The organism is Pseudomonas pohangensis, assembly GCF_900105995.1.
Taxonomy (GTDB): Bacteria; Pseudomonadota; Gammaproteobacteria; order Pseudomonadales; family Pseudomonadaceae; genus Aquipseudomonas; species Aquipseudomonas pohangensis.
Genome location: NZ_LT629785.1, coordinates 1,488,295 through 1,503,449 on the forward strand (window position 1 = coordinate 1,488,295; position 15,155 = coordinate 1,503,449).

Annotated in this window: 13 protein-coding genes and 1 tRNA gene; 8 read left to right on the top strand and 6 right to left on the bottom strand. The window is 60.9% G+C overall.

Going from position 1 to position 15,155, the window contains the following annotated elements:
- The first annotated feature begins 31 nt into the window (after positions 1-31).
- Positions 32-847 (top strand): cell division protein ZipA, encoded by an 816-nt coding sequence (zipA, locus tag BLT89_RS06955; RefSeq protein ID WP_090193744.1) that lies wholly within the window; start codon positions 32-34, stop codon positions 845-847.
- Between the two features lie 99 nt (positions 848-946).
- The gene (ligA, locus tag BLT89_RS06960; protein WP_090193745.1) at positions 947-3,331 is read left to right on the top strand and encodes an NAD-dependent DNA ligase LigA; all 2,385 of its coding nucleotides are present in this window, start codon (positions 947-949) and stop codon (positions 3,329-3,331) included.
- On the opposite strand, the gene BLT89_RS06965 is transcribed toward ligA, so the two are convergent.
- Positions 3,316-4,083, bottom strand: a complete 768-nt coding sequence (locus BLT89_RS06965; protein ID WP_090193746.1) for a DODA-type extradiol aromatic ring-opening family dioxygenase — start codon at positions 4,081-4,083, stop codon at positions 3,316-3,318. The two genes, ligA and BLT89_RS06965, sit on opposite strands and share 16 nt — an antisense overlap.
- Positions 4,084-4,267: 184 nt before the next feature.
- On the opposite strand from BLT89_RS06965, the gene acuR reads away from it, so the two are divergent.
- Together acuR and acuI are read left to right on the top strand one after the other, a co-directional pair.
- A complete protein-coding gene (acuR, locus tag BLT89_RS06970; RefSeq protein ID WP_172829156.1) occupies positions 4,268-4,900 on the top strand; it encodes an acrylate utilization transcriptional regulator AcuR in 633 nt (210 codons plus the stop codon).
- Between the two features lie 46 nt (positions 4,901-4,946).
- On the top strand, positions 4,947-5,930 hold the full coding sequence (gene acuI, locus BLT89_RS06975; protein WP_090193747.1) for an acrylyl-CoA reductase (NADPH): 984 nt from the start codon (positions 4,947-4,949) through the stop codon (positions 5,928-5,930).
- A gap of 65 nt (positions 5,931-5,995) precedes the next feature.
- Here acuI and BLT89_RS06980 read toward each other — a convergent pair whose 3' ends face one another.
- The gene (locus tag BLT89_RS06980) at positions 5,996-8,488 is read right to left on the bottom strand and encodes an acyl-CoA dehydrogenase (protein ID WP_090193748.1); all 2,493 of its coding nucleotides are present in this window, start codon (positions 8,486-8,488) and stop codon (positions 5,996-5,998) included.
- A gap of 359 nt (positions 8,489-8,847) precedes the next feature.
- Complete coding sequence (locus BLT89_RS06985; RefSeq protein WP_090193749.1) at positions 8,848-9,132, bottom strand: HU family DNA-binding protein; 285 nt, start codon at positions 9,130-9,132, stop codon at positions 8,848-8,850.
- Between the two features lie 162 nt (positions 9,133-9,294).
- Here BLT89_RS06985 and BLT89_RS06990 point away from each other — a divergent pair, with 162 nt between their 5' ends.
- From BLT89_RS06990 to BLT89_RS07000, 3 genes are read left to right on the top strand one after another with little or no spacing between them, the layout of a single operon-like run.
- Positions 9,295-9,951 carry a thiopurine S-methyltransferase gene (locus BLT89_RS06990; protein WP_090193750.1) on the top strand — a complete coding sequence of 219 codons (657 nt, stop codon included), beginning with the start codon at positions 9,295-9,297 and terminating at the stop codon, positions 9,949-9,951.
- A 31-nt stretch (positions 9,952-9,982) separates the two neighbouring features.
- Positions 9,983-10,651, top strand: a complete 669-nt coding sequence (locus BLT89_RS06995; RefSeq protein ID WP_157718813.1) for a lysoplasmalogenase family protein — start codon at positions 9,983-9,985, stop codon at positions 10,649-10,651.
- Between the two features lie 38 nt (positions 10,652-10,689).
- Entirely contained in the window at positions 10,690-11,232 is a 543-nt protein-coding gene (locus BLT89_RS07000; RefSeq protein ID WP_090198792.1) for a hypothetical protein, read from the top strand.
- On the opposite strand, the gene BLT89_RS07005 is transcribed toward BLT89_RS07000, so the two are convergent.
- Both BLT89_RS07005 and BLT89_RS07010 read right to left on the bottom strand, forming a co-directional pair.
- Positions 11,223-11,435 (bottom strand): DUF3820 family protein, encoded by a 213-nt coding sequence (locus BLT89_RS07005; RefSeq protein WP_090193752.1) that lies wholly within the window; start codon positions 11,433-11,435, stop codon positions 11,223-11,225. The two genes, BLT89_RS07000 and BLT89_RS07005, sit on opposite strands and share 10 nt — an antisense overlap.
- A 71-nt stretch (positions 11,436-11,506) precedes the next feature.
- A complete protein-coding gene (locus BLT89_RS07010; protein WP_090193753.1) occupies positions 11,507-12,790 on the bottom strand; it encodes an NAD(P)/FAD-dependent oxidoreductase in 1,284 nt (427 codons plus the stop codon).
- A 172-nt stretch (positions 12,791-12,962) separates the two neighbouring features.
- Here BLT89_RS07010 and BLT89_RS07015 point away from each other — a divergent pair.
- Positions 12,963-13,039, top strand: a tRNA-Val gene (locus BLT89_RS07015).
- Between the two features lie 420 nt (positions 13,040-13,459).
- Here the strand turns inward: BLT89_RS07015 and BLT89_RS07025 are convergent.
- On the bottom strand, positions 13,460-15,085 hold the full coding sequence (locus BLT89_RS07025; RefSeq protein ID WP_090193754.1) for a GMC family oxidoreductase: 1,626 nt from the start codon (positions 15,083-15,085) through the stop codon (positions 13,460-13,462).
- Positions 15,086-15,155 lie beyond the last annotated feature (70 nt).

The window sequence follows — 15,155 nt, forward strand, 5'->3', positions numbered from 1 at the left end:
ATTTTTTAACCTATTCGGTACAGAGGATTGCATGGATATCGGTCTGCGTGAGTGGCTGATGGTTATCGGGATTGTGGTCATTGCCGGCATTCTGTTTGATGGCTGGCGCCGCATGAGTGGCAGTAAAAGCAAACTCAAGTTCAAACTTGATCGCACTCTTGCCGATCTGCCCGATGACGAGGAAGACGCCAATCTGTTGGGCCCTGCGCGCGTACTGGATCGTGACCGCGAGCCGCAGATTGATGAAAGCAACCTGCCTTCGATGACCGCAGGAGATTCGGCAGGCAAGCGCAACGAGCCCCAACAGGGTGATCTGAATCTGGATCAACCGGTGCCTACCTTGCTCACGCCGGTGGCCGAAGAGGCTGCAGAACCCGTCGAGAAGCCCAAACCCGCCGCTGCCGAGCAGACTGAAGTACAGGAAGTGCTGGTTATCAGTGTCGTGGCGCGTGAAGCCGATGGTTTCAAGGGCCCGGCGTTGTTGCAGAACATCCTCGAAAGCGGTTTGCGCTTTGGCGACATGGATATTTTCCACCGGCACGAAAGCATGGCCGGCAACGGCGAAATACTGTTTTCCATGGCCAATGCAAAAAAGCCGGGGACCTTCGATCTGGACGACATGGACATGTTCAGTACGCCGGTGGTGAGCTTCTTCCTGCAGTTGCCCGGGCCGCGTCATCCCAAGCAGGCGTTTGACCTGATGATCGCCGCTGCACGCAAGTTGAGTACCGAGCTCAATGGCGACCTGAAAGACGACAAGCGCAGCGTGTTGACCGCACAGACAATCGAGCACTATCGCCAGCGCATTGCCGAATTCGAGCGCAAGCTGCTGAGCCAGAAGCGCTGATTGCAGCGCCGTTGTATCGGGTCCGGCTTGGCTGACCTGAAGACCCACAGAGAAAAGAGCAGCCCAGGCTGCTCTTTTCGTTTCACAGAAGAGCCCGTCATGCCTGACGTCCAGACCGCCGCCCAGCGTATCAGCCAGTTACGCAGCCAGATCGATGCGCACAATCACCGCTACTACGTGCTCGACGAGCCCAGTGTGCCGGATGCCGAATACGACCGCCTGTTTCGCGAGTTGCAGGCGCTGGAGGCGGAGCATCCGCAACTGGTTACGGCACAATCCCCGACCCAGCGCGTCGGCGGTGCGGCCCTGGCGGCTTTTGGTGAAGTGCGCCACGAAGTGCCGATGCTCAGTCTGGGCAATGCCTTTGCCGAAGACGACCTGCTGGATTTCGACCGCCGCGTGCGTGAAGGCCTCGGCGATCTGTTACCGGCTGCCGACCTGTTTGGCGGCGGAGCGCCGGTGGAGTACTGCTGCGAGCCCAAACTGGACGGTCTGGCCGTGAGCCTGTTGTACCGCGACGGTGTGCTGGTGCGTGGCGCCACCCGTGGCGATGGCAGCACCGGCGAAGATATCAGCAGCAACGTGCGCACCCTGCGCAATGTGCCGCTGCAATTGCAGGGCGAAGGCTATCCGGCGGTACTCGAGGTACGTGGAGAAGTGTTCATGTCCAAAGCCGGTTTCGAGGCGCTGAATGCCCGGCAACTGGCCAGTGGCGGCAAACCCTTTGCCAATCCGCGCAACGCCGCCGCCGGCAGCCTGCGCCAGCTGGACCCGAAGATCACTGCCAGCCGGCCGCTGGAGTTCTGCTGCTATGGTATCGGCCAGGTCGAGGGCGAGCTGGCAGCGACCCAGGTGGGCATTCTGCAACAGCTCAAAGGCTGGGGCCTGCCGATCAGTCGCGAGCTGAAAAAAGTCGAAGGTGCCGAGCAGTGTCTGGCTTATTACCGCGATATCGGCGAGCGCCGCAGCAGTCTGGCCTACGAGATCGACGGGGTGGTGTTCAAGGTCAATGACATCGGCTACCAGCGCGAACTGGGCTTTCGCGCCCGCGAACCGCGCTGGGCGATCGCTCACAAGTTTCCTGCCAGTGAGGAGCTGACCGAGCTGCTGGACGTCGAGTTCCAGGTTGGCCGCACCGGTGCAGTCACCCCGGTGGCGCGGCTCAAGCCGGTGCAGGTAGCCGGTGTCACCGTGTCCAACGCCACCTTGCACAATATGGATGAAGTGGCGCGGCTGGGCCTGATGATCGGCGATACGGTGATCATCCGCCGTGCCGGTGATGTGATCCCGCAGGTGGTGCAGGTAGTGACCGAGCGGCGCCCGGCCGATGCGCGGCCGGTGCATATCCCCGAGCAGTGTCCGGTCTGCGGCTCGGCGGTGGAGCGCACGCAACTGGTCAAGCGCAGCAAGGGCCGCGAGACCCTCAGTGAAGGCGCGGTGTATCGCTGCGTAGGCCGTCTGAGCTGCCAGGCTCAACTCAAGCAGGCGATCATTCACTTCGTCTCGCGGCGTGCGCTGGATATCGAAGGGCTGGGTGACAAGATTGTCGAGCAACTGGTGGACGTCGGTCTGGTGGCTTCACCGGCGGACCTGTTCACCCTGACTTATGAGCAGGTGGTGGCGCTGGAGGGTTTTGCCGAACTGTCCACGCGGAACCTGCTGACAGCCATCGACGCCAGCCGCAAACCGACCCTGGCGCGTTTCATCTATGCGCTGGGGATTCCCGATGTCGGTGAGGAAACCGCCAAGCTGCTGGCCCGCGCCCTCGGCTCGCTGGCGCGCATCGAACAGGCGCTGCCGGAAGTGCTGACCTGGTTGCCTGATATCGGCGCCGAAGTGGCCTACGAGATCCACAATTTCTTTGCCGACAGCCATAACCGGCAGGTGCTGCGACAACTGCTGGAGCGCGGCATCCAGTTGCAGGGCGAGGGTGAGTTGCATGCCGAGTTCAGTGCCTGCACCACGCTGGCGGCTTTTATCGACAAACTGCAGATTCCGTTTATCGCCTCCACGGGTGCCGAGAAACTGGCAGCGCAGACCGGCAGCCTGCAGGCACTGATCGAACTCAGTCAGGACTGGCTGTCGTTGAGCGCGCTCAAGGGGCTGAATGAAAAGGCCAGACAGTCCTTGCGTGACTACTTCGCCAACCCGGCCAATGTCGCCAAGGCGTGCCTGGTAGAAGCCCAGTTGCGCGACTTCGGCATGCATTGGCAGAGCCAGAAACAGGTCATCCAGGGCTTGCCGCTGGCCGGCCAGACCTGGGTACTGACCGGCACCCTGGAAGCCATGAGCCGCGATCAGGCCAAGCAGCAGCTGGAAGCGCTGGGGGCCAAGGTGGCCGGCTCGGTATCGGCCAGGACCCACTGCGTGGTGGCGGGCCCCGGAGCCGGATCCAAGCTGGACAAGGCCACCGAACTGGCGTTGCCGGTGCTGGATGAGGCCGCCTTCCTGGAGCGTCTGGCCGAGCTTCAGGCGAACGAATAGATATCCATGCCCAGCGCGCCGAGGGTAAACCCGCTGTGCTCGACGGTCACTGTGCCACCTGCGCCCATGGCGAAAAACAATGGCAGCAGGTGTTCCTCGCTGGGGTGGCTGCGCACAGCGAAGGGGGCCCGGGCACGGTAATCCAGCAGGGCGCCGGTATCGGCAGCCATCAGCCGCGCTACCATCCAGTCGCGGAACGCCTGCGCCCAGGGCGCAATCGTCTGCGGGCCAGCCTGCCAGTCCAGCAGGCCGAGGTTATGCGTGATGCTGCCGGAGCCGATCAACAGCACATCATCTGCACGCAGGCCGGCCAGCGCTTGCCCGACAGCTAGCTGAAAGGCCGCGCCACGCCGGGTCGGCAGGGAAATCTGCAGTATCGGGATATCCGCCGCCGGATACAGCAGCGACAGCGGCACCCAGGCCCCGTGATCGCGCGGGCGCTGGTTGTCCAGGTGCGCCGCCAGGCCGCTGCGCTGCAGCATCCCGACAATCGCGCCAGCCAGTGCCGGATCGCCCGCAGCCGGATATTGCAGTTGATACAACTCAGGCGGAAATCCATGAAAGTCATGCCAGGTCTCCGGCTGGCAGGCAGCGCTGACCAGCAGTTCATCAGTCTCCCAGTGCGCCGACTGCACCAGTACGGCTTGGGGGCGCGGCAAGCGTTCAGCCAGCCGCGCCAACGCCGAACCGGAAGCACCGGGTGAAAGGGCCAGCATGGGTGAACCATGGGAAATGAACAGACTGGGCAGCATGGCAAGGTCCCGTGAGCAGTGTGTTTCATATGTTCACGGTTGGCGGCAGGCATAACCAGCGCAAAGATCGGAGGTTATTGATCGGATCTGCCGAACGGTTGATGGGCAAGGCTGGAGGTTGATCTTTCAGGGCGTCGGCTATTCCGGGCTTGACATTAAAAACGATCGGTCTAATATGTCGGCCATGACCATCGCCAAGCCACCAATTCGTCGCGGCCGTCCGCCAAAAGTCCCGCGTGAGCACGCTGACACGCGCGAGGCGCTGTTGCGTTGCGGTATGGAAGTGCTGACCGAGCAGGGCTTTGCGGTCACCGGGATCGATGCCGTGCTCAAGCGGGTCAACGTGCCCAAGGGTTCGTTCTATCACTACTTCGACAACAAGGAAGCCTTCGGCCAGGCGGTGTTGCGCCGATATGCCGAATACTTCGCGCGCAAACTGGATCGCTGGTTGCTCAATGAAGCAGAGCTTCCCCTGCAGCGTCTGCACAATTTTGTCGAGGACGCCAAGGCGGGGATGACCAGGCACCAGTTCCGCCGCGGCTGTCTGGTCGGCAATCTGGGGCAGGAGGTCGTGGTCCTGCCCGACAGCTTCCGCATGGAACTGGAGCAGGTATTGCTCGACTGGCAGCAGCGCCTGGCTGTGTGTTTGCGCCAGGCGCTCGGTCAGGGGCAGATAGGCGCGGATAGTGACTGCGATGCACTCGCAGCCTATTTCTGGATTGGTTGGGAAGGTGCAGTACTGCGCGCCAGGCTGGTACAGGATGTGCGGCCACTGGATGTATTTATCAAAGGATTTCTAGCCGGGATTACCCGGTAATTTTTTTCGCCGATTAATAGACGATCGGTCTAAACAGGAGATGACTATGTTCAAGGCGATTCTTGTTGATAAAGATGCAGATGTTTACCAGGCAAACCTGACGGAACTGGATGATGCACAGCTTCCCGAAGGCGATGTCACCGTGCGCGTGGCCTACAGCACCCTGAACTACAAGGATGGCCTGGCCATCAGTGGCAGCAGCCCGGTAGTCCGTCGTTTTCCGATGGTCCCCGGCATTGACCTGGCCGGAACGGTGGAAGCCAGCAATCACCCTGCATACAAGGCCGGTGACCGCGTCCTGCTCAATGGCTGGGGCGTCGGTGAAGGGCACTGGGGTGGTCTGGCGCAGAAGGCCCGGCTCAACGGTGACTGGTTGATTCCCCTGCCTGAGGCGCTGAGCGCCCGTCAGGCAATGGCGATCGGAACCGCAGGTTACACCGCCATGCTGTGCCTGATCGCGCTGGAGCGGCACGGCCTGACGCCGGCCAGCGGCGAGGTTCTGGTAACCGGTGCCAATGGCGGGGTAGGCAGCTTTGCCATCGCCCTGCTGGCGCGCAAAGGCTACAGCGTGATCGCCGCCACCGGGCGTCCGGCGGAAGCGGATTACCTGAAACGCCTGGGTGCGACGACGATCATTGACCGTGCCGAGTTGTCCAGCCCGGGCCGTGCACTGGCCAAGGAACGCTGGGCAGCGGCAATCGACTCGGTCGGCAGCCACACCCTTGCCAATGTGTGTGCGGCTACGCGTGCCGACGGTCTGGTTGCCGCCTGCGGCCTGGCCCAGGGCATGGACTTTCCGTCGACGGTAGCGCCGTTCATCCTGCGCGGTGTCAGCCTGCTGGGTATCAACAGCGTCACCCGCCCTTATCAGGAGCGTGTCGAAGCCTGGGATCGCCTCTGCACCGGGCTGGATCTGGCCCAGCTGGATGAAATTACCCGCGAGATCGGCCTCAGTGAAGCCATCCCGGTTGCTCACCAGCTGCTTGCCGGCAAGGTGCGCGGACGCGTGGTGGTGGATGTAAACCGCTAAGCATCCGCTTAATCGGGCTGCCGGGGGCTCCACTCATCTCGAGTGCAGCCCCCGGCGTTTGTCTGTCAGGGCCGGTCCACCTCTTTCAGCTTGCCCTTGGACGCTTTGGCCAGCGCGGCAATATCTTTTGCTGCAAAGGCATCCACGCGGATCAGATCGTAGATGGCGGCCATGGCCTGGCTGGCCTCGTCGCGTTCCTCCTGGGAGATCAGTTCGCGCTTCTGTGCGCAATCGAGCACCTGCTCCCACTCATGGGCGAGTAACAGGTCGGTGTCTTCGGCACATGCGCCATCGGCCTTGTCCAGTGCGTCCTTGATGCGCTCGCGCAGCGCATGGGTGTCGCGGGCCAGTTTCCAGGCGTGCAGTACACGGCCTACCGGGTCGTCCGCTTTGTCGCTGATGAAGATGCCTGCAACCAGATGGTCGCGCGGACGGCCCTGGTTGACGATGCTCAGTGCCAGACGTTGGCCCAGTTCGTCGCCGGGGCGCTGGACGCACTGGCCAAGCGGAAACAGCAGCAGGCGCAATGGCCAGCGCATGGCAGCCAGTGGAAACTGGCTGGCGGCGCGGTAAAGGCTGTCCTGCAGGTGGAACAGACTGGTTTGCAGGCTCCATTCAACCAGATCGCGCAACTCCTCCGGGTAACCTTCATGGTGCCAGTGATTGATCACGGCCGAGGCGTAATACTGGTGGGTGAGGGCATCGGCCATGCGTCCGGAGAAGCGCTGGCGTGCCTTGAGGCTGCCGCCCAGAGTCAGCAGGCCCATGTCGGTGAGCCAGGCAAAGGCTGCCGAGAAGCGGCTCAGCTGGCGGTAATAGGACCGGATGTTGCCGGAGTCGGGGGCAGCGGCAAGGCGGGAACCTGTCAAGCCGAGCAGAAAGGCCCGTGCGGCATTACCGGTGGTGTGCGCCAGATGGCGATAGAACACGCCGTCGAACTGCGCCACCGCGCTGGCCTGATCGTCGTTGCTGGCCGCGGCAATTTCTTCCTGAATGAACGGATGGCAACGAATCGCACCCTGGCCAAAGGTCATCAGGCTGCGGGTGAGGATATTCGCACCTTCCACGGTGATGGCAATCGGCACTGCCTGATACACCGGGGCAAGAAAGTTGCGCGGGCCGACAATCACACCGCGGCCTGCCACTACATCCATGGCGTGGTTGACCACTTCACGCATCAGCCCGGTGTTGTGGTATTTGAGCAGCGCCGAAGGCACCGAAGGGCGATCGCCACGGTCGAGCATCGAGGCGGTGAACTGCCGCGCGCAATCCATCAGGAAGGTATGCCCGGCGATGGATTCCAGCGCTTCCTGCACACCTTCGAACTCGGCGATGGAGCGGCCGAACTGTTCGCGCACGGCGGCATAGGCGCCGACGCTCAGGCAGGCCATCTTGCCGGAACTGGCGGCCAGTGCCGGCAGCGAGATGGAGCGGCCGATGGACAATACCTCCAGCAGCATGACCCAGCCCTTGCCGATCATCGGCGCACCGCCGATGACGAAATCCAGCGGAATGAACACGTCTTCGCCCCAGGTCGGGCCGTTCATGAACACGCTGTCCAGCGGCAGATGACGAACGCCGGAGTGCACGCCGTCGAGGTCGCTGGGGATCATCACGCAGGTTACACCGGGTTCCGCGGACTCGCCCTGCAACAGGCGCTCGGGATCATAGACCTTGATCGCCAGACCGATCAGCGTGGCAACCGGCGCCAGGGTGATGTAGCGCTTGTTCCAGGTGACTTTCATGCCCAGCACGTTTTTGCCCTGCCATTCGCCGTGGCAGATCACCCCGCTGTCGGGAATCGCCCCGGCGTCGGAGCCGGCCACCGGTGACGTGAGGGCAAAGCAGGGGATGTGTTCGCCGCTGGCCAGTTTGGCCAGGTAGGTGTTTTTCTGTTCTTCGGTGCCGTAGCGCAACAGCAACTGGCCGGGGCCGAGGGAGTTGGGCACCATCACGGTGACCGCCGCGTCTATGTTGCGCGAGGCGATTTTCATCACCACTTGCGAGTGGGCCAGCTCGGAAAAGCCCAGGCCGCCGTATTCCTTGGGCAGCATCAGGCCCCAGAAACCGTTCTCGCGGATGAACTGCCAGACTTCTCTGGGCAGATCGTAGTGCTCATGGGTGATCGCCCAGTTGTCGAGCATGGCGCACAGGGTTTCGGTCGGGCCATCGAGAAAGGCCTGTTCTGCTGCACTGAGCCTGGATGGCATCAGCTGATGCAGTTTTTGCCAATCCGGACGACCGGAAAACAGATCGCCTTCCCAGGAGACAGTGCCGGCGTTCAGCGCCTGTTGTTCGGTGGATGACAATCTGGGCAGCTTGCCGCGCACCCATGCCAGCAACGCCTGCGAGACATGCTGTTGGCGCAGGGCATTGGGCAGGGTCAGCAGGAACACCAGCGCCAGCACTGCCAGGGTCAATAGCCAGCCGAAAAGATGCGCGTGACCCAGCAGCAGTCCGAGCAATGTGGCGCCGCTGATGATCGCCAGGCCGACGGTTGCGCTGCTGCCGACAAACAGCACTGCGACTGCGGCCAATACAAGAAATAAAAGTCCCATCAGATTCTCCTTGTTGCGCAATGCTGCGCGGAGTGCCCGGGCGCCGAACAGGTTGAACGCTGTTCGAAGAGGCGTGACAGCGACTAGCCGTGGCCGCCGGAGCAAATGAAGACGCAGGCAAACTGCATGCACCTGTAAGCACAAGTGTAGCTGCTGAGGGCGCGGAGCCCGATTGGCAAGCGGCCGGGGCGCTACCTTGCCCTGTAGCCCTATTGGGACAGCAACAACGGGGGCAAGTTTCAGCCTGTGTGACGCAAGGCGTCAGCTGCTGTGAGAAAGCCAACGCCGGGAAGCGTGGCCAGGCGTTCCCGCGCGGCGCGCGGGAACGCTCATGCTTGTCGCGACGAGGTCGGGAAGTATCAGGCCTGATTGATGGCGTCGGTCAGTGCCTTGGCGGCAACGAACTTGGCAACGTTTTTAGCTGCGATCTCGATAGCTTTGCCGGTTTGTGGATTGCGCCCGGTGCGGGCAGGACGGGCGTTGACTTTCAGCTTGCCGATACCGGGCAGGGTGACTTCGTCATTGTTTTCCAGTGCATCGCTGACGATCTCGCTGAGCTGCTCGAGTACCGCGCGGACATCAGCCTTGCTCAGGTCGGTGGCTTCGGCGATGTCGGCGAGCAGTTGGTCTTTGCTGATGGGCATGTTGAAACTCCATTGGGTTGATTTACCGGGAAAGGATTATGCCCCCGCAAGCGCGCAGCGCTAAGCAATGATTGAAATTTGCCGCTCAGGCACGATCGCGCGTGGCCACCCGGGTGCTTGCCAGTGCAAAATACCCACCTTGAACACCAGGGAGAGCAGTTGATGGATCATGAATTCTGGCATGCGCGCTGGTCGAGCAACGAAATCGGTTTTCATCTTCCGCAGGTGAACCCGCATCTGCTTGAGTTCTGGCCAGCGCTTGGTTTGCCAGCAGGCAGTCGTGTGCTGGTGCCCTTGTGTGGCAAAACCCTGGATATGGCCTGGCTAATGGCACAGGGGCATCGGGTGCTGGGCGTCGAGTTGTCACGTACTGCAGTCGAGGCATTTTTTGCCGAGCAGCGGCTGGAGTATACGGTTGCCGAGCAGGGCGCTTTCCGGCGTTATCGCGCCGCCGGACTGGAAATCTGGAACGGCGATTTTTTTGCCTTGACGGCAGCCGATGTGGGCGACTGTCAGGCGCTCTACGACCGCGCCGCACTGATCGCCTTACCACCAGAGATGCGTGAGCGTTATGTGACGCATTTGACCGCGATTCTTCCGGCGGCTTGCTGTGGCTTGCTGATTGCCCTCGAGTACCCGCAAGAGCAGATGGCCGGGCCACCCTTTTGTGTTGCCGAGGCCGAAGTACGTGCCAGACTGGCGGCGGGCTGGCAGCTGGAACTGCTCAAGCGCTTCGACGCTCTGCAGCACAACGAGCGCTTTCGCGAGCGCGGATTACAGGAGCTGCATGAGGTGATCTACCGCCTGCAGCGGCCTTGAAGTGCTGACGATTTCGCAAGGCGCGAAAACCATGGGTTACTTTCGCTACCTGTTGGTGCCGGCGGTATTGGGCGTTATTGCACTATTCACTGACTGGCTGCCGGCAAAGATGGGCGTACCGCTTGCCTGTGCCCTGATCCTGCTGCTGGCCTGGCGTTCAGATGAATCGGTGGCGCTGGGCCGGGACAGCTTGTGGGTGGTTGCGGCGCTGGTTTTCTCGGCCGCCGGCGATTACTTCCTCTCCAATATGGCCGGGCAGGCCGTATTCTTTGTTATCGGGATCGGCCTGTATCTGCTGGCCCATCTGGGCTACCTGGGTTTTGCCTGGGCCAACGGCCGCCTGAATCGCAAAGTGTTCGCCATCGCCTTGCTGCTGTACCTGCCGTATGGCTTGTTCCTGCTCAGGCCGGCGATTGCCGATGCGCTGCTGTTCTGCGCAGTGCTGGCCTATCTGCTGATTTCCTGTCTGGTGTTTGCCGTTGCCTGTGGCCTGCGCATGGCGCAGCCGGGGAAAGGCCTGTATCAACTGGGCATCGGCCTGATTGTGCTGTCTGACAGCATCATCTCCTTTAGCGAATTCCTGCATTTCCAGTCGCTCGACGGCTTGATCTTGCCGACCTACTACCTGGCGCATCTATGCATTACCACGGCACTGCTGCTGCGCCTGCAAGGCCCGGGCAATAGACGGGTGGCAGCATGACGGACGCACTCAATCAGACAGGACCCGCTTCCATGGCTATGCAGCAAGCGCTTGAACAACTGATAACCCTGATCAGCTCCGGTTGCATGAAACCGGAGGATATTGCACGGATTGCGGCCGAGGCGGCGCAGGCCTATGCAGATCCGCAAGGGTTTCTGCGGGAAAACCCCGATATCAACTACGACGACAGCTTTCCGATTCCCCTGGGTGAGTGGGTGGTGGTCGGCAGTTTGCCGGATACCGTGCTGTTCCAGGCCGACAGTCATGCCGAGTTGTTCCAGCACATTCGCGACTCCTTCGGCCCGCAGGTCAGCTTTGTCCTGCAGCCCAAGCAACTGCAGAAGATCGAGCCGCTGAAGGCGCTAAACCGGATTCAGGTGCAGTTGTCGGCGTTGTACCCGGAAAAGCAGGGCTATGTGCTGGTGGATTTCAGCGAGCCGCTGGACGATGAATTCCAGGCAGTACTGGTCTACGGCTGCGATCTGCAGCAGCTGATGGCGCTGGCGGTAGAGGTCGGCATTTATGCAGCGCCGGCTTACGAGAGCCTGCGCGCGGCTTTGCAGGCTGGCGATCAGGGCTGACGCAACGGATCCAGCAGGGGCTTGAGACCGTTGTGGTCAATCTCCTGCATCAGGGTCAGCAGCCGGCCGATTTCCCCCTTGGGGAAACCGCTGCGGGCAAACCAGTTCAGGTAGTGGCCGGGCAGGTCTGCGATCAGCCGACCTTCGTATTTGCCGAACGGCATGCGTTTGCTGACGAGTAGCAGCAGGTCTTCCGGATTCATGGCTGGCGTATTTAAAAGCGGGGAAGGGCTGATGGAGGCGGCCTGTCATGACGACAGACCGCCTGCTGGCATCAGATGCCCATTTTGTCGCGCAGTGCGTAGTACCAGGCACCGATGGCGGTGAAAGGTACGCGGAACAGGCGGCCACCCGGGAACGGGTAGTGCGGCAGTCCGGCAAAGGCGTCGAAACGCTCGGCCTGACCACGCAGTGCCTCGCCCAGTACCTTGCCGGCCAGATGGGTGTAGGTAACCCCGTGACCGCTGCAGCCTTGCGAGTAGTAGATGTTGTCGCCGATGCGGCCAACTTGCGGCAGGCGTGACAGGGTCAGCAGGAAGTTGCCGGTCCAGGCGTAATCGATCTTGACGTTCTTCAGCTGCGGGAAGGTCTTGAGCATCATCGGGCGGATGATTGCCTCGATGTTGGCCGGATCGCGGGCGCCGTAGACCACGCCACCGCCGTAGATCAGGCGCTTGTCGCCGGTCAGGCGGAAATAGTCGAGCAGGTAGTTGCAGTCTTCCACGCAGTAGTCTTGCGGCAGCAGGCTCTTGGCCAGCTCATCGGATAAAGGCTCGGTGGCGATCACCTGACTGCCGCACGGCATGGTCTTGGCTTCCAGTTCCGGCACCAGATTGCCCAGATAGGCATTGCCGGCAACCACGATGAACTTGGCCTTCACGCGGCCGTTGGGCGTATGCACGACCGGGTTGGCGCCACGCTCGATGCGGGTTGCCGGCGATTGTTCGTAAATCACCCCACCCATCGATTCGACCGCAGCAGCTTCGCCGAGCGCCAGATTCAGCGGATGGATGTGGCCGCCGCTCATGTCGAGCATGCCGCCGATGTAGTTTTCGGTGCCGACCACTTCACGAATGCGCTTGGCATCCATGATCTCCAGCTGGGTGTGGCCGTAGCGTTCCCAGAGTTTCTTCTGCGACTCGAGGTGGCCCATCTGCTTTTTGGTGAAAGCGGCAAAAACGCCACCGTCTTTCAGGTCGCAGTTGATGTTGTATTTGGCGATGCGCTCGCGAATGATGCGGCCGCCTTCAAAAGCCATGTCGCCCATCAGCTTCGCCGGCTTGGGGCCAACGGTGCGCTCGATGACGTCGATATCACGGCTGTAGCTGTTGACGATCTGGCCGCCGTTGCGACCTGACGCACCGAAACCGACCTTGGCCGCTTCGACGATGGCTACCTTGAAGCCGTTTTCCAGCAGCGAGATGGCGGTCGAGAGGCCGGTATAACCGGCGCCGATGATGCAGACGTCCGTTTCAACATCGCCCTGCAATTCAGGGCGTGCCGGCACCGGGTTGGCCGATGCGGCGTAAAAGGATTCGGGATAGGGGGTGTGCGCCATTTTAAAACCTCTGTTCTTTATATTTGACGTTGAGTCGATGCTACCCGACTTGACAGATGGCCGCCAGAGCACGCCAGAAATATATAGCGCAGTAAAAATCGGCCTATTTCAGTAAGTTAGCAGGAAAGCGCTTGACACAAACGGCTCACTCCGTAAAATTCGCGGCCATTGCAGGCACGTAGCTCAGCTGGTTAGAGCACCACCTTGACATGGTGGGGGTCGTTGGTTCGAGTCCAATCGTGCCTACCAAACATTTCCCGCCCTGCACGGGATAGAAAAAGGCCGATCAGTGATGATCGGCCTTTTTGTTTTGCCTGACTTTTGGCAAACGATTTCAACTCGGCCTGCACGCGCTCAAGCTCGCTGCGTTTTGGCGCATGGACGGCCTGATAATGCCCGGCCATTTCCCCGTCAGCGTGCTCCATCAGCGCCTGAATGTACGCCTGCACAAATCCCTGCTGCTCGTACAACCATGATCCGTAGGCGCGCAGTGCGTGGAAGGTCGGCCAGGCCATCGCCGGAAGATCGGCATAAGCGCAGGAAGCGTCCCGCGCCTTGGCAGGCTGAGCAGCCCAGCCTGATTGCCCGGCGCAGCCTAACAGGCGTGCCGGGAAACTCCGGAATGGTTGTTAAGCCTTCCCCGGCATGGCGCTGCCTGACCTTCTGGCCTTAAGCGTGCGTTATCCGGGCAGCATCTTCCTGAATCATATCTGCAGCTTTTTCACCAATCATGATGCTGGGTGCATTGGTATTGCCGCTGACAATCTTTGGCATGATCGAGGCATCTGCAATGCGTAGGCCCTCCAGGCCGTGTACCCGCAAGCGCGCATCGACTACCGCGAGTGGATCGCTGGCCGGGCCCATTTTGCAGGTGCTGGTCGGGTGGTACTGGGTGTCGGCACGGGCGCGAATGTCGGCTTCGATGCTGGCGTCATCGTCCCAGTTCACCAGGTAAATTGGCTTGGGCGCATAGGGCATGAAGTGTTTTGATTCGAGAATTTTGGCCTGCGCTTTAGCGCCCTTGATCAACAGGTCGAGATCCTCGCGTTGATCGAAGAAGTTCGGGTCGATAACCGGCGCGGCGCGCGGGTTGCTACTGGCGAGTGTCACGCTGCCCGTGCTTTTTGGGCGCAGCACGTCGACATGACCGCTAAAGCCGTGGCCCCAATGCAGTTTGCGACCATGATCATCCACCACGGAGATACAGAAGATCAGTTGCAGGTCCGGTAGTTCTTGGTTGCCGCAGCTGCTGATAAAAGCGCCGGATTCGGCAAACGAGCTTGTCATAACCCCTGTGCGCTTGGTTAACCATTGGTAGCTTGCAGCGCCCAGGCGCAGGCCGCCCTTGAATGAACCGCCAAAGCTTTCCACGGCGGCATCGGCTATGTAAGGCACGGTGTAGTCAATGTGGTCTTGCAGGTTTTTGCCGACGCCGGGCAAGTTGTGCACCACTGGAATGCCTAGCGCTTGCAGTTCATCGGCGGGGCCAACACCGGAAAGCAGCAGCGCCTGTGGCGAACCAAAAGCACCCGCGGAGAGAATGACTTCCCGGCGTGCGTGGGCTTCACGGACAATGTCGCCATCGAAATAGCGCACGCCAACGCAGCGCTTGCCTTCAAAGATCAAGCGCTCCATCGGCGCATGAGTGTAAATGCGCAAATTGGTTCGATGTACGTTGGGTGTCAGATAGCCTTTGGCAGCACTGCAGCGCTCACCATCTTTTTGAGTAACCTGGAGGATGAAACTGCCGAGCTGGTTAGCGCCGTTGTAGTCCGGGTTGCTGCTGATGCCCTGATCTTCACAGCCACGCAAAAAAGCATCGTTAAGAATGCTCGGCGAATTGGGGTTGGTCACATTGAGCGGTCCACCTACGCCATGCAGTGGATCGTTGCTGAAGTTTTCGTTGTTTTCGGCTTTTTTGAAGTAGGGGAGTACCTCGTCGTAAGACCAGCCGGGGTTGCCCAGGGCGGCCCAGTTATCGTAGTCCCAACGATTGCCGCGGACATACAGCATGGCGTTGATCGAGCTGGATCCGCCCAGGGTCTTGCCGCGTGGCTGATAACCCTTGCGGCCGTTCAGGCCTGCCTGGGGGATTGTTTCGTAAGCCCAGTTATTGATGCTTGAGCGCATCATTACGACCGTGCCTACGGGGGCATGTATCAACAGGCTTTTATCCGGGCCGCCCGCTTCAATCAGGCACACCTGGGTGCTCGAATCTTCGCTCAGTCGCGAGGCAACCACACAGCCGCCGGAGCCTCCGCCGACTACAACATAATCAAAACTCTCAACGAACATCTGCCAGAACCTCTCAGTCAAACGGATAGTGGTAAGGAGGAGGGCGCGGTGCACAAAAGCTCCTTGCTGG

Excerpts from the sequence above, each read along its gene's own strand:
- zipA (WP_090193744.1), top strand. The coding sequence starts at position 32 with ATGGATATCGGTCTGCGTGAGTGGCTGATGGTTATCGGGATTGTGGTC.
- ligA (WP_090193745.1), top strand. The coding sequence starts at position 947 with ATGCCTGACGTCCAGACCGCCGCCCAGCGTATCAGCCAGTTACGCAGC.
- BLT89_RS06965 (WP_090193746.1), bottom strand. The coding sequence starts at position 4,083 with ATGCTGCCCAGTCTGTTCATTTCCCATGGTTCACCCATGCTGGCCCTT.
- acuR (WP_172829156.1), top strand. The coding sequence starts at position 4,268 with ATGACCATCGCCAAGCCACCAATTCGTCGCGGCCGTCCGCCAAAAGTC.
- acuI (WP_090193747.1), top strand. The coding sequence starts at position 4,947 with ATGTTCAAGGCGATTCTTGTTGATAAAGATGCAGATGTTTACCAGGCA.
- BLT89_RS06980 (WP_090193748.1), bottom strand. The coding sequence starts at position 8,488 with ATGGGACTTTTATTTCTTGTATTGGCCGCAGTCGCAGTGCTGTTTGTC.
- BLT89_RS06985 (WP_090193749.1), bottom strand. The coding sequence starts at position 9,132 with ATGCCCATCAGCAAAGACCAACTGCTCGCCGACATCGCCGAAGCCACC.
- BLT89_RS06990 (WP_090193750.1), top strand. The coding sequence starts at position 9,295 with ATGGATCATGAATTCTGGCATGCGCGCTGGTCGAGCAACGAAATCGGT.
- BLT89_RS06995 (WP_157718813.1), top strand. The coding sequence starts at position 9,983 with ATGGGTTACTTTCGCTACCTGTTGGTGCCGGCGGTATTGGGCGTTATT.
- BLT89_RS07000 (WP_090198792.1), top strand. The coding sequence starts at position 10,690 with ATGCAGCAAGCGCTTGAACAACTGATAACCCTGATCAGCTCCGGTTGC.
- BLT89_RS07005 (WP_090193752.1), bottom strand. The coding sequence starts at position 11,435 with ATGAATCCGGAAGACCTGCTGCTACTCGTCAGCAAACGCATGCCGTTC.
- BLT89_RS07010 (WP_090193753.1), bottom strand. The coding sequence starts at position 12,790 with ATGGCGCACACCCCCTATCCCGAATCCTTTTACGCCGCATCGGCCAAC.
- BLT89_RS07025 (WP_090193754.1), bottom strand. The coding sequence starts at position 15,085 with ATGTTCGTTGAGAGTTTTGATTATGTTGTAGTCGGCGGAGGCTCCGGC.